Raw genomic sequence first — 22,236 nt, 5'->3', positions numbered from 1 at the left:
TTCCTTGCCTCTCTGCTGCGGACGGGGGTAAGTCGGTCTGGGTCAGAACTTGTTGAGTACGGCCGCTCGTCGTACGACCGCCTCCAGTGCCCGGAACCAGGTGCGGGCCAGGTCCCGCACTTGTTCCTCGGTGAGGAGTTCGGCGGCGTACGCCCAGTGGGCGCTCAACTCCGGCCCCTCCGGGCGGTCTTCGGTGATGGCGTTGAGGGTCAGGGCGTGGGACATGGGCTGGCCGGGGTCGGCGTCGAGGTCGGCGGCGGCGTCCTCGGGGGCGTAGGACCAGTCGGCTGCCGCCGGGCGGTCGAAGCGGCCCATGTAGTTGAACTCGATCTGCGGCGCGTCGAGTTGGGCGAGGCGCGGGCCGGTCCCGGGGTTGAGGTGGCGCAGCAGGCCGTGTCCCATTCCGGCGGCGGGCAGGGCGGCGAGGTGCTCGCGGACCCGGGCCAGGGCCGCGTCCAGCGCGGGCCCGTCCGTGACGGCGTCCGCCAGGTCGGCCTCGCCCGGGTCGAGGCGTACGGGCACGACGCTGGTGAACCAGCCGACCGTACGGGACAGATCGGCGTCGCCCGCGAGTCGTTCCTCGCGCCCGTGGCCCTCCACGTCCACCAGCACGGGCCCGCCCGATCGTTCGGCCCCCAGGGCGCGGGTCCGCCAGTCGCCTACCGCCAGCGCGAACGCGGTGAGCAGTACGTCGTTGACGGTGGCTCCGAACGCGGCCGGGGCCCGGCTCAGCAGCGGGCCGGTGATGTCGGCGGGCAGGGACAGGGAGACGTAGCCGGTGGTGGCGACCGTGTCCCGGGCGGAGTCGAGCGGTCGGGAGAGCGGGAGTTCGGCACCCTCGGCGAGGGCGGAGGTCCACCACCGCAGCTCGTCCTCGGTGGCGGGGTCGGTGGCGCGGGTCCTGAGGAGCCGGGACCAGCGGGCGAACGACAGCTCCACCGGCACGAGTTCGGGCGTACGGCCGCTCCTGACCGCCGCCCAGGCGGTGGCGAGGTCGGGCAGCAGGACGCGCCAGGAGACGCCGTCGATCACCAAGTGGTGGACCAGGACGAGGAGTCGGCCGGGTCGTCCGGGTCCGGCGTCGAACCAGACCGCCCGGACCATCGCCCCGGCGTCCGGGTCGAGCCCGGCCCGGGCCGTCTCGGCGTGGCGGGAGATGGCGGCGCGCAGTGCGGTGTCGTCGGCGCCGCGTACGTCGGCGCGGGTGAGCCAGGCGCTGACGTCGGTGTCGTGTGCGGCCGGTACCCGCAGCAACCACTCCGGTTCGCGGACGAGTTGGGCCCGGAGCATGTCGTGCCGGGCTGCGAGTGCCGTGAGCACGGTCAGCAGGCCGGGTTCGGTGAGGTCGGCCGGGGTCCGGACCAGGGCCGCCTGGTGGTAGGCGGCGATGGGGCCGCCGCGCTCCAGCAGGCCGCGCATGATCGGGGTGAGCGGGACGGTGCCGGTGCCGTCGTCGTGGACGGCGTGCCGTTCGCCGGTGCCGAGCGGGACGGCAACGGCCGCGAGGGCGGCGACGGTTCGGTGCTGGAAGACCTGCCGGGGCGTGACCCGCAGACCGGCCGCGCGGGCTCGGGCGACCAGGTTCATGGCGACGATGCTGTCGCCGCCGAAGGCGAAGAAGTCGTCGTCCGTGCCGATGGCCTCGGCGGGCAGCCCGAGGGCGTCCGCGAACAGGTCGCGCAGGGTGCGCTCGGTGTCGCTCGACGGTGCCCGGCCGCCGCCCTGGGCGGTGAAGTCCGGGGCGGGCAGGGCGGATCGGTCCAGCTTGCCGTTGGAGAGCAGCGGCAGCCGGTCGAGGACGACCACGGCGGCCGGGACCATGTAGTCGGGCAGGACGGCGGCGGCGTGGGCGCGCAGTGTCGCCCCGTCCGTCCCGTCGGCGACCGCGTAGGCGATCAACTGCCGCATCCCGGGCCGGTGTTCCCGGGCCACGACCACGGTCTGCGCGACGGCCGGGTGGGTGTCGAGCGCGGCCTCGATCTCGGCGAGTTCGATGCGGTAGCCGCGGATCTTGACCTGGTCGTCGGTGCGGCCGGCGAACTCCAGTTGGCCGTCCTCGGTCCAGCGGGCCATGTCACCGGTGCGGTACATGCGCTCGCCGGGCTGTGTGGCGTACGGGTCGGCGACGAAGCGTTCGGCGGTGAGTTCGGGCCGGCCGAGGTAACCGCGGGCCAGACCGGGGCCCGACAGGTACAACTCCCCCGTGACGCCGGGCGGTACGGGGCGCAGGGCGGTGTCGAGGACGTAGGCGCGGGACTCGTGGACGGGACGTCCGACGACCGGGGTGGCGCTGTCGCGGACTCGGCCGACGAGGGCGTCGACGGTGGCCTCGGTGGGGCCGTAGAGGTTGAACGCCTCGGTGTCCGACAGGGCGGCCAGCCGGGTCCACAGGGACTCGGGGACGGCCTCGCCGCCGAAGCCGACCACGGAGAGCGGGCAGTCGCCCTCGTCTCCGATCAGCCCGCTGTCCGCCATCCGCGCGAGCAGGGACGGGGTGACCTCGATGAAGTCGATGCCCCGGTCGCGGATGAACGCGGCGAGGAGTTCGGGGTCGCGGCGGGTCTCGTCGTCGGCGATGTGCAGGGCGTGTCCGTCCAGGAGCCACAGCTGCGGCTGCCAGGAGGCGTCGAAGGAGAACGACCAGGCGTGCCCGACGCGCAGCCGCCGAAGTCCCGTGCGCTGCCTGGCGACTTGATGCAGGTCGTGCCGGTGGCTGTGGAAGAGGTTGGCGATGCCTCGCTGGGTGACGACGACGCCCTTGGGGCGGCCGGTGGAGCCGGAGGTGTAGATGACGTAGGCGGGGTGGTCGGGGCCGGGGGCGACGGGATCGGCCTCCGGGAGTCCGTCGGCCGGGACGTCGAGCCGCAGGATGGGAATGATGGTCGGGGGCAGCGTGGCGGCCGTCTCGTCCGTGGCCAGGATCAGCACGGGACGGGCGTCGTCGAGCATGCCGGTGAGGCGGGACTCGGGGAGGTCGGGGTCCAGGGGCAGGTACGCGGCGCCCGCCTTCATCACGGCGAGGATCGCGGCGATGTGGTCGGCGGTGCGGGGCAGCGCGAGGGCCACGATCCGCTCGGGACCCGCTCCGTGTCCGGCGAGGACGCGGGCCAACCGGTCGGTGCGTGCGTCGAGTTCGGCGAACGTCCAGGTCGTGCGGCCGTCGGTGACGGCGACCGCGCCGGGGTCGGCGGCGGCCTGCGCGACGAACAGCTCCGGCACGGTGCCCAGCCGTTCGGTCACGAGCGCGGGCAGCGCGGTGTCGTTCCAGGTCTCCAGGACGGTGTGCCGCTCGGCGGGAGCGAGCAGGTCGAGGCGGCCGACGGGACGGTCGGGGTCGGCGGCCATGCCGGTGAGCAGGGCGGTCAGGGCGTCCGTGATCCGTCGTACGACGGCCGGCCGGAAGAGGTCGGGCCTGAACTCGGCGGTGAGGCGCAGCCGTTCGGCGGGCTCGACGGCCCAGGCGAACGGGTAGTGGGTGGAGTCCTCGTGGTCGCGGACGGTGACGCGCGGTCCGTCGCTCTCCTCGTCGTCGGCGACCGGGTAGGACTCGAACACCACGAGGGTGTCGAAGAGTTCGCCCAGTCCGGCGGCCCGCTGGATGTCGGCGAGACCGAGGTGCTGGTGGGCGATGAGCCGGGACTGCTCGTCCTGAAGCCGGTTGAGGAGTGCGGTGACGCTCTCCTGGGGGCGGACCCGTAGCCGCACGGGGACGGTGTTGATGAAGAGGCCGATCATCGCCTCGGCTCCGGGCAGTTCGGGCGAGCGTCCGGCGACGGTGGCACCGAACACCACGTCGTCGCGGCCGGTGAGCCGACCCAGCAGCACGCCCCACGCGGCCTGGACAAGGGTGTTGACGGTGACGCCCTGACGGCGCGCGAACGCCTCCAGTTCGGCCGTGCGGCCCGGGTCCAACTCGACGGTGTGGGTGGACGGTACGGCGGCCGCGCGGTCGGGGTCGACGGGCGCGAGCCGCGTGGGCTCGGCCAGTCCGGCGAGAGCCTCGGCCCACGCGGCGGTGGAGGCGGCCGGGTCCTGCGCGGCCAGCAGCCGCAGATGCGCACGGTACGGGGCGGGCGCGGCCGGGGTGCGGCCCTCGTAGCGCGCCCGGAGTTGGGCGGTGAGCAGCGGCAACGACCAGCCGTCCAGCAGGAGATGCTGGTGCGAGAGCACGAGCCGGTGCCGGTCGGGGCCGAGCCGGGCCAGCAACAGTCGGAGCAGCGGCGGCCGTTCGGGGTCGAAGCGGCGCCGCTCCTGCACCAGGAGCCGCTCCCATTCCTCCGGGTCGTCCGTGAGGTCGAGCTGCCGCCAGGGCAGGACGGCCGTGCGCGGTACGACGGCGACGGGCCGTCCGGAGGACAGGTGCCGGAACCCGCTGCGCAGGTTCTCGTGCGCGTCGAGCAGGGACTGCGCGGCGGTGTGCAACCGGTCGGCGTCCAGGGGGCCTTCGAGGTCGTAGGAGACCTGGACGGTGTAGACGTCGGGGCCGTCGTCGCCGGAGTCGAGGGCGGCGTGGAAGAGCAGGCCGGCCTGGAGCGGGGACACGGGCAGGACCTCGGTCCCGGCGGGCAGCGCGGCCAGCTCGGTGCGCTCGTCGTCGGTGAGGTCGAGCAGGATGACGTCGTCGTCACGTCCGTCGGTGACCGCGGTCGCGGTCACCGTGGCCAGCCCCGCCGCCGACTTGTGCCGGAAGACGTCACGCGGGCTGAAGGTGAGTCCGGCCGCGCGGGCCCGGGAGACCAGTTGCATGGCCACGATGCTGTCGCCGCCGAGCGAGAAGAAGTCGTCCTCGACACCGACGCGTTCGAGACCGAGCACGTCCGCGACGAGAGCGCAGAGGGTCTCCTCCAGCGGTGTGCGCGGGCGGGTGGCGGTGACCTCGGCGGCGAAGTCGGGGGCGGGCAGGGCACGGCGGTCGAGCTTGCCGTTGGGGGTGAGCGGGAGGGCGTCGAGGGTGACGACGGCGGCAGGGACCATGTGGTCGGGCAGCGACTGGGCCGCATGGGCGCGGAGTTGGGCCGAGTCCGCGGCTTCTTCCGCCACGACGTAGGCGACGAGCCGTTCGTCCCGGAGGACGACGGTGGCGTGCGCGACGCTCTCGTGGGCGGCCAGCACGCTCTCGATCTCGCCGAGTTCGATACGGAAGCCGCGCAGCTTGACCTGGTCGTCGGCGCGGCCGAGGTACTCCAGCTCACCGTCCCGGGTCCAGCGGGCCAGGTCGCCGGTGCGGTACATACGGGCGCCGGGCTCGGTGGCGTACGGGTCGGCGACGAAGCGTTCGGCGGTCAGGGCGGGGCGGCCGAGGTAGCCGCGTGCCAACTGGACGCCCGCCAGGTACAGTTCGCCGGCCATACCGGGCGGTACGGGGCGGAGTCCGGCGTCGAGGACGTAGGTGCGGGTGTTCCACACCGGGCGGCCGATCGGCACGGTGGCCGGGTCGGCGGGGACCTCGTGGGCGGTGACGTCGACGGACGCCTCGGTCGGGCCGTAGAGGTTGTGCAGACGGCTGCCCGGGAGGATCTGGTGGAAGCGGGCGGCCAGGGGGGCGGGCAACGCCTCGCCGCTGCACATGACGTGGCGCAGGCCGGTGCAGCGGGCGGCGCCCGGCTCGTCGAGGAAGGCGCGCAGCATCGACGGCACGAAGTGGGCCGTGGTGATGTGCTGACGCCGGATCAGGTCGGCGAGGTGGACCGGGTCCCGGTGGCCTTCCGGACGGGCGACGACAAGCGTGGCGCCGGTGATCAGCGGCCAGAAGAACTCCCACACCGACACGTCGAACCCGGCCGGCGTCTTCTGAAGCACCCGGTCGTCGGCGTCGAGGCGGTAGGTGTCCTGCATCCACAACAGGCGGTTGGTGATGCCCTGGTGGGGGACGGTGACGCCCTTGGGGCGGCCGGTGGAGCCGGAGGTGTAGATGACGTAGGCGGGGTGCCGGGGGTCGTGGACGGTGGGCAGGGGTGCGTGCGCCGGGTGGTCGGGGGTGCCGTCCGCGTCGACCGTCAGGGTGGGCACGTCGGTGTCCGGGAGGGCGACACCGTCGGCGGTGATGAGGCAGGCCGGGTGGGCGTCGGCGAGCGTGTACGCGAGCCGTTCGGCCGGGTAGCCGGTGTCGAGGGGCAGATAGGCGGCGCCCGCGCGGTGGACCGCTAGGAGCGACACCACGAGGGCGAGGGAACGCGGCAGCGCGACGGCGACGACCGCTTCGGCCTGTGCGCCCCGCGCCGCGAGCGTATGGGCCAACCGCTGGACGCGCAGGTCGAGTTCGGCGTAGGTGAGGGCGGTGTCCTCGAAGACGACGGCCGTGGCATCGGGAGTGCGTGCGACCTGGGCGCGGAACAGCTCGGGAAGGGTGAGGTCGGGGATGGTTCGGGCGGTGTCGTTCCAGTCGGTGAGGACGAGGGCGCGTTCGTCGTTGCGCAGGACGTCGAGTGCGCCGATGCGGCGGTCGGGGTCAGTGGCGATCTGGGCGAGCAGCGACTCCAGCCGTTGAGCCAGGAGTTCGGCGGTCGCCTCGTCGAAGAGGTCGGCGCTGTACTCGATCCAGCACCGCATGCCGTCCTCGCCCTGCTCGACGAAGTCGAAGCTGAGGTCGAACTTGGCGCCCTGCTGGCCGAGTTCCTCACGGCGGGCGGTCAGGCCGGGCAGGGCGGGGGTGGCGCCCTCGTCGTCGAGGTGGACGACCATCACCTGGAACAGCGGGTGCCGGGCCAGCGAACGGACCGGGTTGACGGCCTCCACCAGACGGTCGAAGGGCAGGTCCTGGTGCTCGTAGGCGGCGAGGTCGGTGTTCCGGACGCGGGCGAGCAGGTCGGCGAACGTGGGGTCGCCGGACAGATCGGTGCGCAGGACAAGGGTGTTGACGAAGAAGCCGACCAGGTCTTCGAGGTGTTCGTCGCCCCGTCCGGAGATGGGCGCGCCGAGCGGGATGTCGTCCCCGGCGCCGAGCCGGTGCAGCAGCGCGGCGACGGCGGCCTGGGTGACCATGAACATACTGACGCCGTGGCGCCGGGCCAACGCCCGCAGTTCCCGTGTCCGTTGGGCATCGAGCGTCAGGCCGACCGCACCGCCCCGGTGACTGCTTTCCAGCGGGCGGGCGCGGTCAGTGGGCAGCGCGAGCTCGTCCGGCAGGCCCGCCAAGGTCTGCTGCCAGTAGGCGAGTTGCCGGGACTGGCGGCTGTCCGGGGCGTCGGCGTCGCCGAGCGCATCGCGGTGCCAGAGGGCGTAGTCGGCGTACTGCACCGGCAGCGGAGCCCACGCGGGGGCCCGCCCCTCGCGGCGGGCCTCATACGCGGTGGCCAGATCGCGCCACAACGGGCCGTCGGACCACTGGTCGCCGGCGATGTGGTGCAGCACCAGCAGCAGGACGTGCTCGTCCTCGCTCACCTCGAACAGGTGCGCCCGCAGCGGGATTTCGCGGTCGATGTCGAAGCCGCGTGCCGCGGCCTCGGTGAGCCGGTCGGGCAGGTGGGTCTCCGTGACGCGGCTGTGGTGGAGCGGCACGGAGGCCGCGTCCAGCACGACCTGGCGCGGGCGGCCGTGCTGTTCGGGGTAGAGCGTGCGCAGGCTCTCGTGGCGGAGGGCGAGGTCGTCGAGGGCGGCGGACAGGGCATCGCGGTCGAGTGTGCCGGTCAGGCGCCAGGCTGCGGGGATGTTGTACGTCGATCCCGGGCCCTCGATGCGGTGCAGCAGCCACAGGCGCTGCTGGGCGTGGGAGAGCGGGAGTTCGTCGGGGCGGTCGGCCGGGACGAGCACGGGCAGTCCGCCGGCCCGGTCGTCGAGGCGGGCCGCGAGCTGTGCGGGGGTGGGGGCCTCGAAGACGGTACGGACGGTGAGGTCGGCGCCGAGCACCGAGCGGACACGGCTCACCAGCCGCATGGCGAGGAGGGAGTGGCCGCCGAGGGTGAAGAAGTCGTCGTCGGCGCCGACCGGTTCGAGGCCGAGGACGTCGCCGAAGAGTCCGGCGAGGATCTCCTCGCGGGGGCCGCGGGGCGCGGTGCCGGTGCGGGTCGTGAAGTCGGGGGCGGGCAGGGCGGCGCGGTCCAGCTTGCCGTTGGGGGTGAGGGGCAGCGCGTCGAGCGTGACGAACACGGCGGGGACCATGTGGGCGGGGAGTGCGGCGGCGGTGTGGGCGCGGATCGACTCCGTGTCCGCCGCTCCGGTGCCCCCGGCCGGGACCACATAGGCGACGAGGCGCTGCTCCCGGACCACGACGACCGCGTGCGCGACGGACGGGTACGTGGTCAACACGCCTTCGATCTCGGCGGGTTCGACGCGGAAGCCGCGTACCTTCACCTGGTCGTCGGTGCGGCCCAGGTAGTCGATGGTCCCGTCGGCGTTCCAGCGCGCCAGGTCGCCGGTGCGGTACATGCGGGTGCCGGGAGCGCCGTACGGGTCGGCGACGAACCGTTCGGCTGTGAGGCCGGGTCGGTCGAGGTAGCCGCGCGCGAGCTGGATGCCCGCGAGGTACAACTCGCCCGGGACGCCGGGCGGTACGGGCCGCAGCCCCGCGTCGAGGACGTAGGTGCGGGTGTTCCAGACCGGGCGGCCGATCGGGACGCCGGCCGCGTCCGGTGCGATCTCGACGGCCGTGACGTCGACCGCGGCCTCGGTCGGGCCGTAGAGGTTGTGGAGTCCGGCGGTGGTCAGGACGTCGTGGAAGCGGTGGGTGAGGGCGACGGGCAGGGCCTCGCCGCTGCACATCACGCGACGCAGTACGGTGCAGTCGGCCGCGGCCGGTTCCTCCAGGAAGAGTTGCAGCATGGAGGGCACGAAGTGGACAGTGGTGACGCCCTGTTCGCGGATCAGCCCTGCCAAGTAGGCCGGGTCGCGGTGGCCTTCGGGCCTGGCGACGACCAGGGTCGCGCCGGTGATCAGCGGCCAGAAGAACTCCCACACCGACACGTCGAAGCTGGACGGCGTCTTCTGGAGCACCCGGTCGTCGGCCGTCAGTCCGTACGCGTCCTGCATCCAGAGCAGCCGGTTGACGATGCCCTCGTGCGGGACGACGACACCCTTCGGACGGCCGGTCGAGCCGGAGGTGTAGATGACGTACGCCGGGCTCGACGGGTCGTAGGACGTGGGGAGTTGACCCTCGGGGCCGGTCGGCAGGGTGTCGCGGACGATGTGCACCGGGCGGGCGTCCTCGACCATGAGGGCCAGGCGGTCCTCCGGGTAGTCGGGGTCGAGCGGGAGGTAGGCGGCTCCGGCCCGGTGGACGGCGAGCAGGGCGACGACGAGTTCGAGTGAGCGCGGGAGGGTTACGGCGACGGTCCGCTCAGGGGCTGCGCCGAGTGCTGCCAACGCCCGTGCCGTGTGCTCGACTTGGGTGTCCAGCTCCGCGTAGGTCAGCGACCGGCCCTCGAAGACGAGGGCCGTCGCGTCGGGGGTGCGGGCCGCCTGGGCGCGGAAGAGTTCCGGGAGGGTGGTGGCCGGGACGGGGTGCTCGGTGGCGTTCCACTCCCCCAGGACCAGGGCGCGTTCGGTGTCGGCCAGGAGGTCGAAGTCCCTTACCGCGCGGTCGGGTTCGGCTGCCGCGTGGTCCAGCAAGCGGGCCATGCGGGCGGCGATGCGCTCCGCGGTGTCGTGATCGAAGAGGTCGGTCGCGTACTCCAGGAGCAGGACGACCCGGTCGCTGCCCGTCTCGTCGACGAAGGTGAAGTGCAGGTCGAACTTGGCCATGCCGGTGTCCATGTCGAACCACTCGGTCGTGAGGCCGAGCACGTCCGGATCACCGTCAGGGCGGTGGTGGTAGCCGAGCATGACCTGGAAGAGGGGGTTGCGGCCGGCCACGCGGGGCGGGTTGAGGGCCTCCACGACCCGGTCGAAGGGCAGGTCCTGGTACTCGAAGGCGGCGAGGGACGCCCCCCTCACCCGGCCGAGGAGTTCGCGGAAGGTCAGGTCGTCGCCGGAGACATCGGTGCGCAGTACGAGGGTGTTGACGAAGAAGCCCACCATGTCGGCGAGTGCCTCGTCGGTGCGGCCCGCGATGGGGGCGCCGAGCGGGATGTCGTCGCCCGCGCCGAGCCGGTTCAGCAGGGCGGCGGTGGCTGCCTGGAACAGCATGAACATACTGGTGCCGGTGGCGCCGGAGAGGTCGCGCAGGGCGTGGCCGGTGGCGGTGGGGAGTTCCAGGCGGACCTTGCCGCCATGGCCGGTCGGTGCGGTGGGGCGGGGTCGGTCGGTGGGCAGGGCGAGTTCGTCGGGCAGTCCGCGCAACGCCTGCACCCAGTGCGCGAGTTGGGCGTCGCCGGTGCGGGCGAGGAGGTCGTCCTGCCAGAGGGTGTAGTCGGCGTACTGCACCGGCAGAGGCACCCACTCCGGGGCTCGTCCCTGGCGGCGGGCCGTGTAGGCGGTGTCGAGGTCGTCGAGGAAGGGGCGGTCGGACCACTCGTCGGTGGTGATGTGGTGCAGGACGACGGCGACCACGTGTTGGTCCGGGCCGAGCCTGAACACCTCGCAGCGCAGGGGCAGTTCGGTGGTGAGGTCGAAGGGGCGGCGCTGGGCCGACTCGATCAGCGCGGGCAGTTCGTGCTCGGCGCAGTGGAGAACCGCGCAGGACACGGCCACGTCCCCGGCCGGGACGATCCGCTGGTACGGCTCGCCCTCGTGCGTCGGGAAGACCGTCCGCAGGGCCTCGTGGCGGCCGGCGACATCGCGCAGAGCGGCGGTCAGGGCCTCGGTGTCGAGGGGGCCGTGCAGTCGGAAGACCAGCGGGAAGTTGTAGGCGACGCCGCTGCCGGTGATCTCCTCGACGAGCAGCAGCCGTCGCTGGGCGGCCGACAGCGGGATGCGGTCGGGCCGTTCGGCGACCGGGGTGACCGCCGGGCGGGCCGGGCCGGCCTGGTCGGCGCGGTCCGCGAGCAGCGCCGGGGTCGGGGCCTCGAAGAGGTCGCGGATGGCGAGTTCGGCGCCCACCTCCGTGCGGGCGCGGCTGACCAGCCGGGTGGCGAGGAGTGAATGGCCGCCCAGGTCGAAGAAGTTGTCCTCGGCGCCGACTTCCGGCAGTCCCAGCACCTCGGCGAACAGGCGGCAGAGCACCTCTTCCCGCGGTGTGCGCGGGCCGCGTCCGCCGCCGAGGGCGACGGCGGGTTCGGCGTCGGGCAGGGCGCGGACGTCGAGCTTGCCGTTGGCGTTCATGGGCAGGCCGTCGACGGTGACGAAGGCCGACGGGACCATGTAGTCGGGCAGTTCACGGCCCAGGTCGTCCCGCAGCCGCCGTACCAGCGCGCTCGCCTCGCGGGCGGCGGTGGGGTCGTTGGCGTAGGGGTGGGTGCCGCCGCCGGGCTTGAACAGGCCGCCGGTCAGGCGGAGTTCGGCGAGCTCCAGGAAGACGGCGTCGTACGTGCCCCGCTGCTCGGACCAGGTGGTCAGCACCTGGTATCCGGCCGCCGTGCCGAGTTCGTGGAGGTGCTCGGGGTCGACACCCGTCTCGGTGGTACGGCCGTCGGGGATGCCGGTGACGCGGAGCGCCTCCGGTCGTTCACCACGCGGGCGTTCACCGGTCACCCCGGTCGCGGACAAGCTGCCTGCGAGGAGTTGGCCGATCGCCTCGGCCGATGCCCGGTCGCCGCGCAGGAGTTCGCCGATGGCGTTGCCGGTGGCCCAGTCGACGGACGGGGCGTTGTCGAGGCGGACGTCCGGCTCGTCGGCGTAGAGGACGACGTCGTAGCGGTGGCGGGACAGTTCGTTGTGGTGGCGGGCGCGCTTGGTGCGCAGGTCGACGCCGTAGCCGAGGGTGGTGAAGTAGTCGGGGTCCACGAGGAGTTCCTTCTCCAGCCGCAGGCCGCGTTCCACCGCGCGTTCCAGGTCCGCTTCGGCGGTACCCCGGGTGCGCTGGATCTCGGTGTGGAAGGTGCCGGCGAGCCGCAGGTTGCGGACGTCGCCGACGAACAGGGCGCCGCCGGGGGCGAGGAGTTCCATCGCGCCGCGCAGGACGGTCGTGAGGTGGTCGATGCTCGGGAAGTACTGGATGACGGAGTTGATGACGATGGTGTCGAAGTAGCCGAAGGGCAGGCCGCTCAGGTCCTCGGCCGGGCGGCAGCGCAGTTCGACCTTGGCGGCGAGCGCGGGGTCGCGCCGGACCTCCTCGCCTATCTTGCGGATGACGGGGGCGGCGAAGTCGGTGGCCCAGTACGCCTCCGCCTCGGGGGCGAGGCGGGACAGCAACAGGCCCGATCCGACACCTATTTCGAGGATGCGGCGGGGCCTCAGAGCGCCGATGCGGGCGAGGGTGGCCTCGCGCCACTCGTGCATCTCCTCGAAGGGGATGGGCTGTCCGTCGTAGGAACTGTCCCAGCCGTCGTACCGCTCGGTGAAGACGGCGGTGCCGATCTCCTCGTACTCGTCCGAGTAGATCTCCTGCCACTCCCCCACCTGCGCGGCCTCGGCGGCGGTGCGTTCGGCGGAGTCGGCGCCGGAGGGCACGACGTAGCCGACGAGGCGTTCGTCGCGGACCACGACGGCGGCCTGGGCGACCAGCGGGTGGCGGCTGAGGGCGGTTTCGATCTCGCCGGGTTCGATGCGGTAACCGCGGATCTTGACCTGGTCGTCGGTACGGCCGAGGAAGTCGAGGTTCCCGTCGGGGTTGCGGCGCACCAGGTCACCGGTGCGGTACATGCGTTCGCCGGGTTCACCGAACGGGTCGGCGACGAAGCGTTCGGCGGTCAGCGCGGGGCGGTCCAAGTAGCCGCGGGCCAGGCCGATTCCGGCGATGTACAGCTCGCCGGGGACACCGTCCGGCACCGGGCGCAGCCAGGCGTCGAGGAGGTGGGCGCGGGTGCCGCGGATGGGCTTGCCGACGGTCGGGGTGTCGCTGTCGAGGGTGCCGCCGCCGAGGGTGTTGATGGTGTACTCGGTCGGCCCGTACAGGTTGTAGCCGTAGGTCCCCTCAGTGTCGCGCAGTGCCGTCCACACCGTCTCGGGGACGGCCTCGCCGCCGAGCAGCACGAGCGGCGGGACGTGACCCTCCAACAGGCCCTGCTCGATGAGGAGTCGGGCATAGGTGGGGGTGACGTTGACGACGTCGACGCGGTGGCGTTGGCAGTAGGCGACCAGCGCCTCGGCGTCGCGCCTCAACTCCTCGTCGCAGACGTGCACTTCGTGGCCCTCGACAAGCCAGAGCAGTTCTTCCCACGACATGTCGAAGGCGAAGGACACGGTGTGCGCGATCCGCAGGCGCCGCCCGCCGGCGGAGGCGATGGCGGGTTCGAAGATCTCCTTCTGGTGGTTCAACTGCATGTTGGTCAGGCCCCGGTAGGGGGTGACGACGCCCTTGGGGCGGCCGGTGGAGCCGGAGGTGTAGATGACGTACGCGGGGTGCTCCAGGCTGAAGCGGAGCCGGACCGGGGCGTCCGACAGGGCCGCCAGCTCCCGCTCGGTCTCCGGGGTGTCGAGCAGAACGCGGGTCATCTCGCCGTCCAGCGTGGCCGACACGGCCGAGGTGCTGAGCAGCAGGAGCGGGCGGGCGTCGGCCAGCATCAGCGAGAGGCGGTCGGCCGGGTGGTCCAACTCCAGGGGAAGGTAGGCCGCTCCGGTGCGCAGGACCGCGAAGAGCGCGACCACCATGTCCAGGGAGCGCGGCAGGCCGAGGGCGACGACCCGCTCGGGGCCCGCGCCCCGGTCGATCAGCACGCGGGCCAACCGGTTGACGGCGGCGTCGAGTTCGGCGTACGTCATGCTGCGCTCGCCGAAGACGAGGGCGCGTTCGTCCGGGGTGCGTTCCGCCTGCGCGGCCAGCAGGTCGGCGATGGTGTCCTCGGGGTCGGGGACCCGGCCGGCCGCCGACTCCCGCCGTAGCGCCGCGTGTTCGGCGGGCAGGAGCGGGTCGAGGGAGCCGACCGGGGCGGTGAGGTCGGTGGTGAGGCGGTCGACGAGGAGCGCGAAGCGGTCGAGGAGGGCCTGCGCCTGAGCGGTCGGGACGAGGTCGGGGCGGTGGGTGAGCGTGACGGCGATCTCGCGGCCCGGGGTGATGACGAGGTTGGCCGGGTAGTGGGTGGCGTCGACGTTGGCGACGGCCGTGGCGCCGTGCCGGGTCTTCAGGTCCGCCAACCGCTCCTCGGTGTCGTTGTTGCGCAGCACGAACAGTGTGTCGAAGAGCTTGCGGTGACCGGTCTCGGCCTGGAGCACGCCGAGGCTCAGGTGCTCGTAGGGCATGAGGTCGAGGCGTTCGCCCTGGATGCGGCGGAGCAGGCCGAGGACCGGTTCGGCGGGGTCGAGGGCGATGCGGGTCGGGACGGTGTTGAGGAACAGGCCGATGATGTCGCCGACGTCAGGGATCTCACTGGGCCGCCCGGCGACGGTCGTGCCGAACACGACGTCGGCGCGGCCGGTCGCGGAGGCGAGGGTGAGTCCCCAGGCCGCGTTGAGAAGGGTGTTGAGGGTCAGTCCGTGAGCCGGGGCCAACTCGCGCAGCCGGTCGCTCAGTTCGGCGGTGAGGCGTACGTCGAGCTGGTCGGGGATGACCGGTTCGAGGCCGTCGGTCGCGGTCGGCGCGAGCAGCGTCGGCTCGTCGAGTCCGGCCAGCACGGTGCGCCAGGCGGCCGTGGCGACCGAGTCGTCCCGCTCGTCGAGCCAGGTCAGATACTCGCGGTAACTTCCGCGCTCGGGCAGGGCGTTGGCATCGCCGCCCGACTCGTAGAGGGCGAACAGTTCATCGAGGAACAGCCACGCCGACCAGCCGTCCCAGAGGATCAGGTGACGGCCGATGACGAGACGGTCGCCGCGTTCCGCACCCAGGCGCAGAAGCAGCAGGCGGAAGAGCGGGGGTGCGGAGAGGTCGAAGCGGCGGTTGCGTTCGGCGTCCGTCACCTCCCTCAGGAGCACGTCCTGTTCGGCCGCGGGGAGGAGGGAGAGGTCGACCTCTTCGAGGGGGATCTCCGGGTCCTCGACGATGAACTGCACCGGCTGGTCGAGGCCGTCGCTGGTGAAGCCCGCGCGCAGGCCGGGGTTGCGGTCGAGCAGGGCGCGGACGGCGGCGCGCAGCCGGGTGGTGTCGAGGCGGGTCGCGAAGTCGAAGGTCTCGTGGACGGTGTAGACGTCCAACGCGCCCTCGTCGTACGCCGAGTGGAAGAACAGGCCTTCCTGGAGGGGGGCCAGCGGCCAGACGTCGGCGACCTCCGCCGGGGCGGCGACGGCGCGGACGCGGGCGTGCTCGGCCTCCGTGAGGCTGAACGCCTCAACTCGGTCGCTCGGCACGGCCGTTGCGATGCCGGCCGCCGTCGCGAGGGCGGCCGGGGTGCGGTGGGTGAACACATCGCGCGGGCTCAGCTCCAGGCCCGCCGCACGGGCCCGGCTCGCGACACCGATCGAGCTGATGCTGTCGCCGCCGAGCCGGAAGAAGTCGTCGTCGGGGCCGGCGTCCTCGATGCCGAGGACGGCCGCGAAGATCTCGGTGAGCTGCCGCTCCAACGGCCCCGCGGGCGCCCGCCGTTCGGCGCGCTCGGCCTCGGGGGCGGGCAGCGCGGCCTGGTCCAGCTTGCCGCTCGGGGTGAGCGGGAGGTCGGCGAGGACGACGTACGCCTCGGGGACCAGGGGTGCGGGCAGCGCCTGCGCGAGGGCGGCGCGCAGGGCGGCGGGGTCGGGCGTGACGCCGGACGCCGGCACCGCGTAGGCGACCAGCCGCTGGTCGCGGATGACGACGGTGCCCCGGGCCACGGCGGAGATGCGGGTCAACTCGGCTTCGATCTCGCCGAGTTCGATCCGGTTGCCGCGGAGTTTGACCTGCCGGTCGGTGCGGCCGAGGTAGTCGACGGTGCCGTCGGGGCGGCGGCGCGCCAGGTCGCCGGTGCGGTACATGCGGGCGCCGGGTTCGGTGGCATAGGGGTCGGCGACGAAACGGTCGGCGGTGAGCGCGGGGCGCCGGTGGTAGCCGCGGGCCAGCTGGACGCCGGTCAGGTACAGCTCGCCGGGGACACCGTCCGGCACCGGGCGCAGGCACGCGTCGAGCACGCGCAGGCCGGTGTTCCACACAGGGCGGCCGATGGGCACGGTGGTGCCGGGCTCGCCGTCGTAGGCGTGGTACGTCACGTCGACGGCGGCCTCGGTGGGGCCGTAGAGGTTGTGCAGCGGGACGCCGGTCAGCTGGTGCCAGCGGTGCGCGGCCGACCCGGACAGGGCCTCGCCGCTGCTGAAGACGCGGCGCAGGCCGGCCGCCCACGCGGGGTCGGCGGTGACCTCGTCGGAGGCGAGGAACGCCTCCAGCATCGAGGGGACGAAGTGCATCGTCGTGATGCCCTCGGACCGGATCAGGCGGGACAGGTAGGCGGGGTCGCGGTGTCCGTCGGGGGCGGCGAGGACGACGGCGGCGCCCTCGCGCAGCGCCCAGAAGAACTCCCAGACGCTCACGTCGAAGCCGGCCGGGGTCTTCTGCAACACCCGGTCGTCGGGGGTGAGTTCGTAGGCGCCCTGCATCCAGGCCAGGCGGTTGCCGATGGCTCGGTGGGTGACGACCACGCCCTTGGGGCGGCCGGTGGAGCCGGAGGTGTAGATGAGGTACGCGGGGTCGTCGGGGCGGGCGGGGTCGGGCAGCTGGGCGGACGGGACGGTCGGGTCGTCCTCGCCCTCCGGCCCCGCCTTCGGGGAGGCGGCGTCCACCCGCACCACGTCCAGGTCCTCGACGGACGGCAGCCGATGCGCGTCCCGTTCCGTCGTCACGACGATCGTCGCCCCCGAGTCGGCCAGCATGTACGCGAGCCGCTCCGCCGGATAGTCCAGGTCGAGGGGCAGATAGGCGGCCCCCGACTTCAGGACACCCAGCAGCGCCACCATCAGCTCCGCCGAGCGGGGGACGGCGACGGCGACGAACCGTTCCCGTCCGGCGCCCCTGGCCCGCAGTCGTACCGCCAACTCCGTCGCACGGGCGTCGAGTTCGGCGTAGGTGAGGGTGGTTCGCTCCGCGCCCCCTCTTTCCTCCGGGCTCGTCGCGCCGTCGAAGACAACCGCCGTCGCGTCCGGAGTACGCGCGACCTGCTCCGCGAACGCGGCGGCAAGCGTGGTGGCCGCAACCTCCCGCGTCTCCCCCGCCGGATGAGCCGTGGCCAGCTCCTCGGGGGTCAGCAGATCGAGGTCCGCGACCCGGGCGCCGGGGTCGTCGGCCAGCGCGTGGAGGATGAGGGTCAGCCGGTCGGCGAGGGCCTGGACGGCATCGGCGTCCAGGCGCCGGGCGTGGTGCTTGAGGCGCAGGTCGAGACGCCGGCCGGGCTTGACGATGAGGGCCAGCGGATAGTGCACGGCGTCGTGGAAGGCGTGCCCGGCGACCGCGACCGTGCCGGTGGGGTCGGTGATGCCCGGGGCGCCCTCGCCGCCGGGGTAGTTCTCGAACACCACCAGGGTGTCGAAGAGTTCGCCGTCGCCCGCGTGCCCGGTGGCGCGCTGGATGTCGGCGAGGCCGAGGTGCTGGTGGTCGAGAAGCGCGCTCTGCTCCTCCTGGAGCCGGTCGAGCAGTGCGCCCAGGGTGTCGCCCGGAGCCCAGCGCAGGCGGGTGGGCAGGGTGTTGATGAACAGGCCGATCATCGACTCGATGCCGTCGACGGCGGCGTCCCGTCCGGCGACCGTGGTGCCGAACAGCACGTCCTCGCGGCCCGTCATACGGCCGACGAGCAGACCCCACGCTCCTTGTACGAGCGTGCCGAGGGTGACTCCGCGCTCACGGGCGCGGGCGGCCAGCCGCGAGGTGACGCGCTCGGTCAACTCGACGCGGATCTGCGCGGGTTCGACCGGTCCGGCGGGCGCGGGGGCCTCGACGAGCCGGGTGGGCTCCTCGACGCCGGCGAGCGCGGTGCGCCAAGCCTCACGGGCGGCCTCGCGGTCGGCGCCGGCGATGCGGCGGAGGTAGCCGCGGTACGGGGCGACTTCGGGGAGGGGCGTCGGGTTCTCGCCGTAGAGGGCGAGGAGTTCGCGGTGCAGGACCGGCAAGGACCAGCCGTCGGCGACGATGTGATGGAAGGTCAGGACGAGTCGGCTGCGGTCCTCGCCGAAGCGGATGAGCGCGCAGCGGATCAGCGGCGGGCGGGCGAGGTCGAAGGGGTGGGCGCGCTCCTCGGCGGCAACTGCCTCGGCGAGTGCGCGGCGGACCGTGGCGTCGCCCTCCGGAGCCAAGTACACGTCGCGCCACGGCAGTTCGAGACCGGTCGCGATGAGCTGGACGGGGCGGCCGTCGGGCGTCTGGCGGAAGCAGGCACGCAGCGGGGCGTGCCGGTCGACGAGGCGCTGGGCAGCCTCGCGGAGGAGGGTGCCGTCGACAGGTCCGGACAGTTCGATGACCTGCTGGACGACGTACGCGTCGAGTTCGGCGCCGTCGACGAGCGCGTGGAAGAAGAAGCCTTCCTGAAGCGGCCCGAGGGGCAGGACCTCCTCGACCGTGACGGGGAACTCGCCCTGCACAGCGCTGAGTTCGTCGTCACTCAGTGTCTGCCAGGGCGTTTCCTCCACGAGGTCGGCCGTGCCCGTGCGGGCGACCGTGGCGAGTTCGGCGACCGTGCGGTGCCGGAAGACGTCGCGCGGGGTGAGTTCCAGGCCTGCGCGGCGGGCCAGGATGAGGAGTTGGACGGCGACGATGCTGTCGCCGCCGAGGGCGAAGAAGTCGTCGTCGACACCGACGGAGGGCACCTTGAGCGCCCGTGCGTACAGGTCGCACAGCAGCTGCTCGCGGGCCGTCCCGGGTGCGCGGCCCGCGCTGAGCCGACGGGTGAGGTCGGGGACGGGCAGCGCGGCGGCGTCGAGCTTGCCGCTGGGGGTGACGGGCAGCCGGTCCAGCGGGACGAACGCGGCCGGGACCATGTAGTCGGGCAGGTACTCGGTGGCGTGTGTCCGCAGGGTCGACATCAGGGCGTTGACGTTGCGGAAGGGCGCCGGGCGGTTGGTGAGCGGGTGGCTGCCGCCCGGCCGGTAACGAACGCGCACCCGCCCGTCGCCCTCGGGCGCGACCACGCCGTCCACACCACCTTCCCCGGGCGCGAACACGCCGTCCAGGCCGCGACCTCGGGGAGCGAACACGGCGTCGAGGCTGCCGTCCTCCGCCGTCCCGTTCCAGGTCAGCGCCGCCTCGTAGCCGTGCCGCCCGGCGATCTCGTGCAGGGTCTCGGGGTCCACGCCGTACGGTCCGGCGGCCGGCCGGCTGCTGTCGTCGAGGGTGGCGAGTGCGGCGAGGTCGTCGGCGAGACGGGAGTTGGGGATGCCGGTGATCCGCAGCGACTCCGGGCTCTCGGCGAGCAGTTCACCCAGCGACTGGACCGAACCGACCGCGGGCCAGGGCGACTCGGGGATCTCCTCGGCCATGTCCGTCTCCGTCTCCGCGCGGAGGACGACGTCGTAGCGGTAGCGCGTGAGTTCGTTGTGGTGGGTGCCGCGCTTGACGCGGATGTCGGCGCTGAGTCCGTCGAGGGTGGTGAAGTAGTCGGGGTCGACGAGGAGTTCGCCCTCCCAGGCGACGGCCCGGTCCACGGCGGCGCGCAGGGCTTCCTTGTCGTCGTCCGCCGCGTCCTGTGCCCGTCCGCTCTCGACGGCCGCGCCGAGCGTGCGGAGCAGGCGCAGGTTGCGTACGTCGCCGACGAAGACCGCGCCGCCCGGGGCGAGGAGAGCCGCCGCGTTCTGGAGGACGCCGGTGAGGTAGTCGCCTCCGGGGAAGTACTGGATGACGGAGTTCACGACGATGGTGTCGAAGTGGCCCTCGGGCAGTCCGGTGAGGTCGTGCGCGGGGCGGGCCAACAGGGTGACTCGGTCGGTGAGTTCGGGGACGGCGGACACCTGGGCGTCGAGGGCGCGTACGGCTTCCTCGGAGAGGTCGGTGCCCCAGTACTCGGCGCAGTCCGGGGCCAGCCGGGAGAGCAGCAGGCCGGAGCCGACGCCGATTTCCAGGATGCGCCGCGGGCGTAGCGCGCGGATGCGGTCGACGGTGGCCTCGCGCCACTCGCGCAGGTCGGCGAGCGGGATGGGCAGCCCGTCGTACATGCTGTTCCAGCCCGCGAAGTTCTCTTCGAAGCCGTCCGATCCGGCTGCGGAGTAGAGGAGTTCGTGCAGGTCCTTCCACTCCGCCACCCCCTCGTTGGGGGTCGCCTCGGCGTCCAGGGAGGGCACGACGTAGGCGGCGAGGCGGCGTTCGCCGGGGCGGTCCTCGCGGACGATCACGGCGGCCTGGTCGACGGACGGGTGGGAGCGCAGGACGGACTCGATCTCGCCGGGTTCGACGCGGAAGCCGCGGATCTTGACCTGGCTGTCGACGCGGCCGTGGAACTCCAGGCGGCCGTCCGCCTTCCAGCGCACCAAGTCGCCCGTGCGGTAGAGGCGTTCACCGGGAGCGCCGAAGGGGTCGGCGACGAAGCGTTCGGCGGTGAGGGCGGGGCGGCCGAGGTAGCCGCGGGCGAGTCCGGCGCCGCCGAGGTAGAGCTCTCCCGTGACTCCGGCGGGGACGGGGCGCAGTCGGTCGTCGAGGACGTAGGCGCGGGTGCCGGGGTCGGGGATGCCGATGGGCACGATGGTGCCGGGCGGGGAGTCCGGGTCGCAGAGGCCGAGGGTGGAGTTGGTGGTGGCCTCGGTGGGGCCGTAGGCGTTGAACATCATGCGGCCGCGTGCGTAGCGGCCGACGAGTTCGGGTGAGACGCGTTCCGTGCCCGCCAGGAGGGTTGCCTCGGGCGGGAGTCGGACGTCCTCGGGCATGGCGGCCAGGAGTGCGGGGGGCAGGATCATGAACGTGACGCCGTGCTCGTTGGCGTAGTCCGCGAGCGGGGCGCCGGGGACGCGGCGGTCGGCGGGGACGACGACCAGTCGGCCGCCGGAGAGCAGGCCGAGGCACAGGTCCCAGAACGCCACGTCGAAGCTGGGCGAGGCGAACTGCAAAACCCGGCTGTGCGGGCCGATGCCGAAGCGTTCCCGCTGGGTGGCGACGAGCTTCGCGACGCCCGCGTGGGAGAGGACGGTGCCCTTGGGGCGGCCGGTGGAGCCCGATGTGTAGATCACGTAGGCCGCGTGGGCGGTCGTCAACTCGTCGGCGGTGGACGGGCCTTGGGCCGGGTACGCGGCCAGCTCGGCGACCGTCTCCGGGGCGTCGAGCGCCAGTGGGTCGAGGTCGGGCGGGAGGTCGGGGGCGATCTCGGCAGTGGTGACCAGGCAGACCGGGCGGGCGTCGGCGAGCATGTAGGCGATGCGGTCGGCCGGGTAGTCGGTGTCGACCGGGAGGTAGGCGGCGCCCGACTTCAGGACGGCGACCTCGGCCACGATCATGTCGGCCGAGCGTGGCACGGCGAGCGCGACGACCTGCTCGGGTCCGGCACCCCGGGCCACCAGGGCGTGCGCCAACTTCGCCGCACGGGCGTCGAGTTCGGCGTAGGTGAGGCGGACGTCCTCGTGGATGAGGGCGGTCTCGTCCGGGCGGGCGGCGACCTGGTCGGCGAACATGCGCGGCCAGGTGAGCGCGGGGACGTCGTGCTCGGTGTCGTTCCAGCCGTGCAGGATGCGGTGCCGTTCGTCGGCGCCGAGGAGTTCGAGGTCGGCGACCGGGGTGTCCGGGCGGGTGACGGCGTCGGCGAGGAGGGTGCCGTAGTGGCCGAGGATCAGGTCGACGGTGGCCGGCGAGAAGAGGTCGGCGCGGTAGTCGGCGGCCACCTCTCCGTCGGTCACGGTGAGCGCCAGGTCCAGGGGGCCGGTCTCGTCCCAGGGGTCGGCGCCGAAGCCGGTCGCGCACAACAGGCCGCCGCCGCGGAAGGGTTCGGGGGCGAGCAGCCGTAGCAGATCGGTGGTCGGGAGGCGGTGCGCCGCGGCTTCCTCGCGAACGGCCGTGATGTGGTCGCGGAGTTGGGCGAACGGGGTGTCGCCGTCGATCGTGACGCGGAGCGGGAGGCCCTCGTGGGCGACCGCGGTCTCGGTGGCCGTGATGCCACCGTAGCGGTGCAACAGGGCGACGAAGGCGGTGAGTTGGGTGACCTCGTCGGCCGTCACGGCGAGGGGGGCCGCGCGGTGCGCGCGGGACACCTCGCCGTCGCCGCGCGTCGGACGCGGGAAGTCCAGCGGCAGGGACGTCTCCGGTACCGGTGACGCGAACCGCCGTCGCCAGAAGTCGTTCGTCGCCGTTGCCCGTGCGGAAGAAAGCGTATTGCCCGCCACAGCTGCCCGTGCCTCCCCATGCGTGTGGAACGGCTCAGCGGAGCCGCGACCGCTCGCATAGTAAGGTAAGCATTGCCTTACTTGATAGACCTCCCTGGAACCGTCGGCCCCTGTCACAGCCACTGAGGTTATGCTCACCTAAGCTGC

1 protein-coding gene is annotated in these 22,236 nt (G+C 73.0%); it reads right to left on the bottom strand.

The annotated features are described in order from the left end of the window. Positions 1-42: 42 nt before the first annotated feature. Positions 43-22,089 (bottom strand): non-ribosomal peptide synthase/polyketide synthase, encoded by a 22,047-nt coding sequence (locus tag ACIRB1_RS37870; RefSeq protein ID WP_403468713.1) that lies wholly within the window; start codon positions 22,087-22,089, stop codon positions 43-45. Between the last annotated feature and the right edge of the window lie 147 nt (positions 22,090-22,236).

Origin of the sequence: Streptomyces sp. NPDC096013, assembly GCF_044763565.1 — a bacterium.
In the GTDB taxonomy this organism is placed as follows: domain Bacteria; phylum Actinomycetota; class Actinomycetes; order Streptomycetales; family Streptomycetaceae; genus Streptomyces.
Note: the sequence above shows the minus strand (reverse complement) of the source record. Positions and strands in the feature narration are given on the sequence as shown.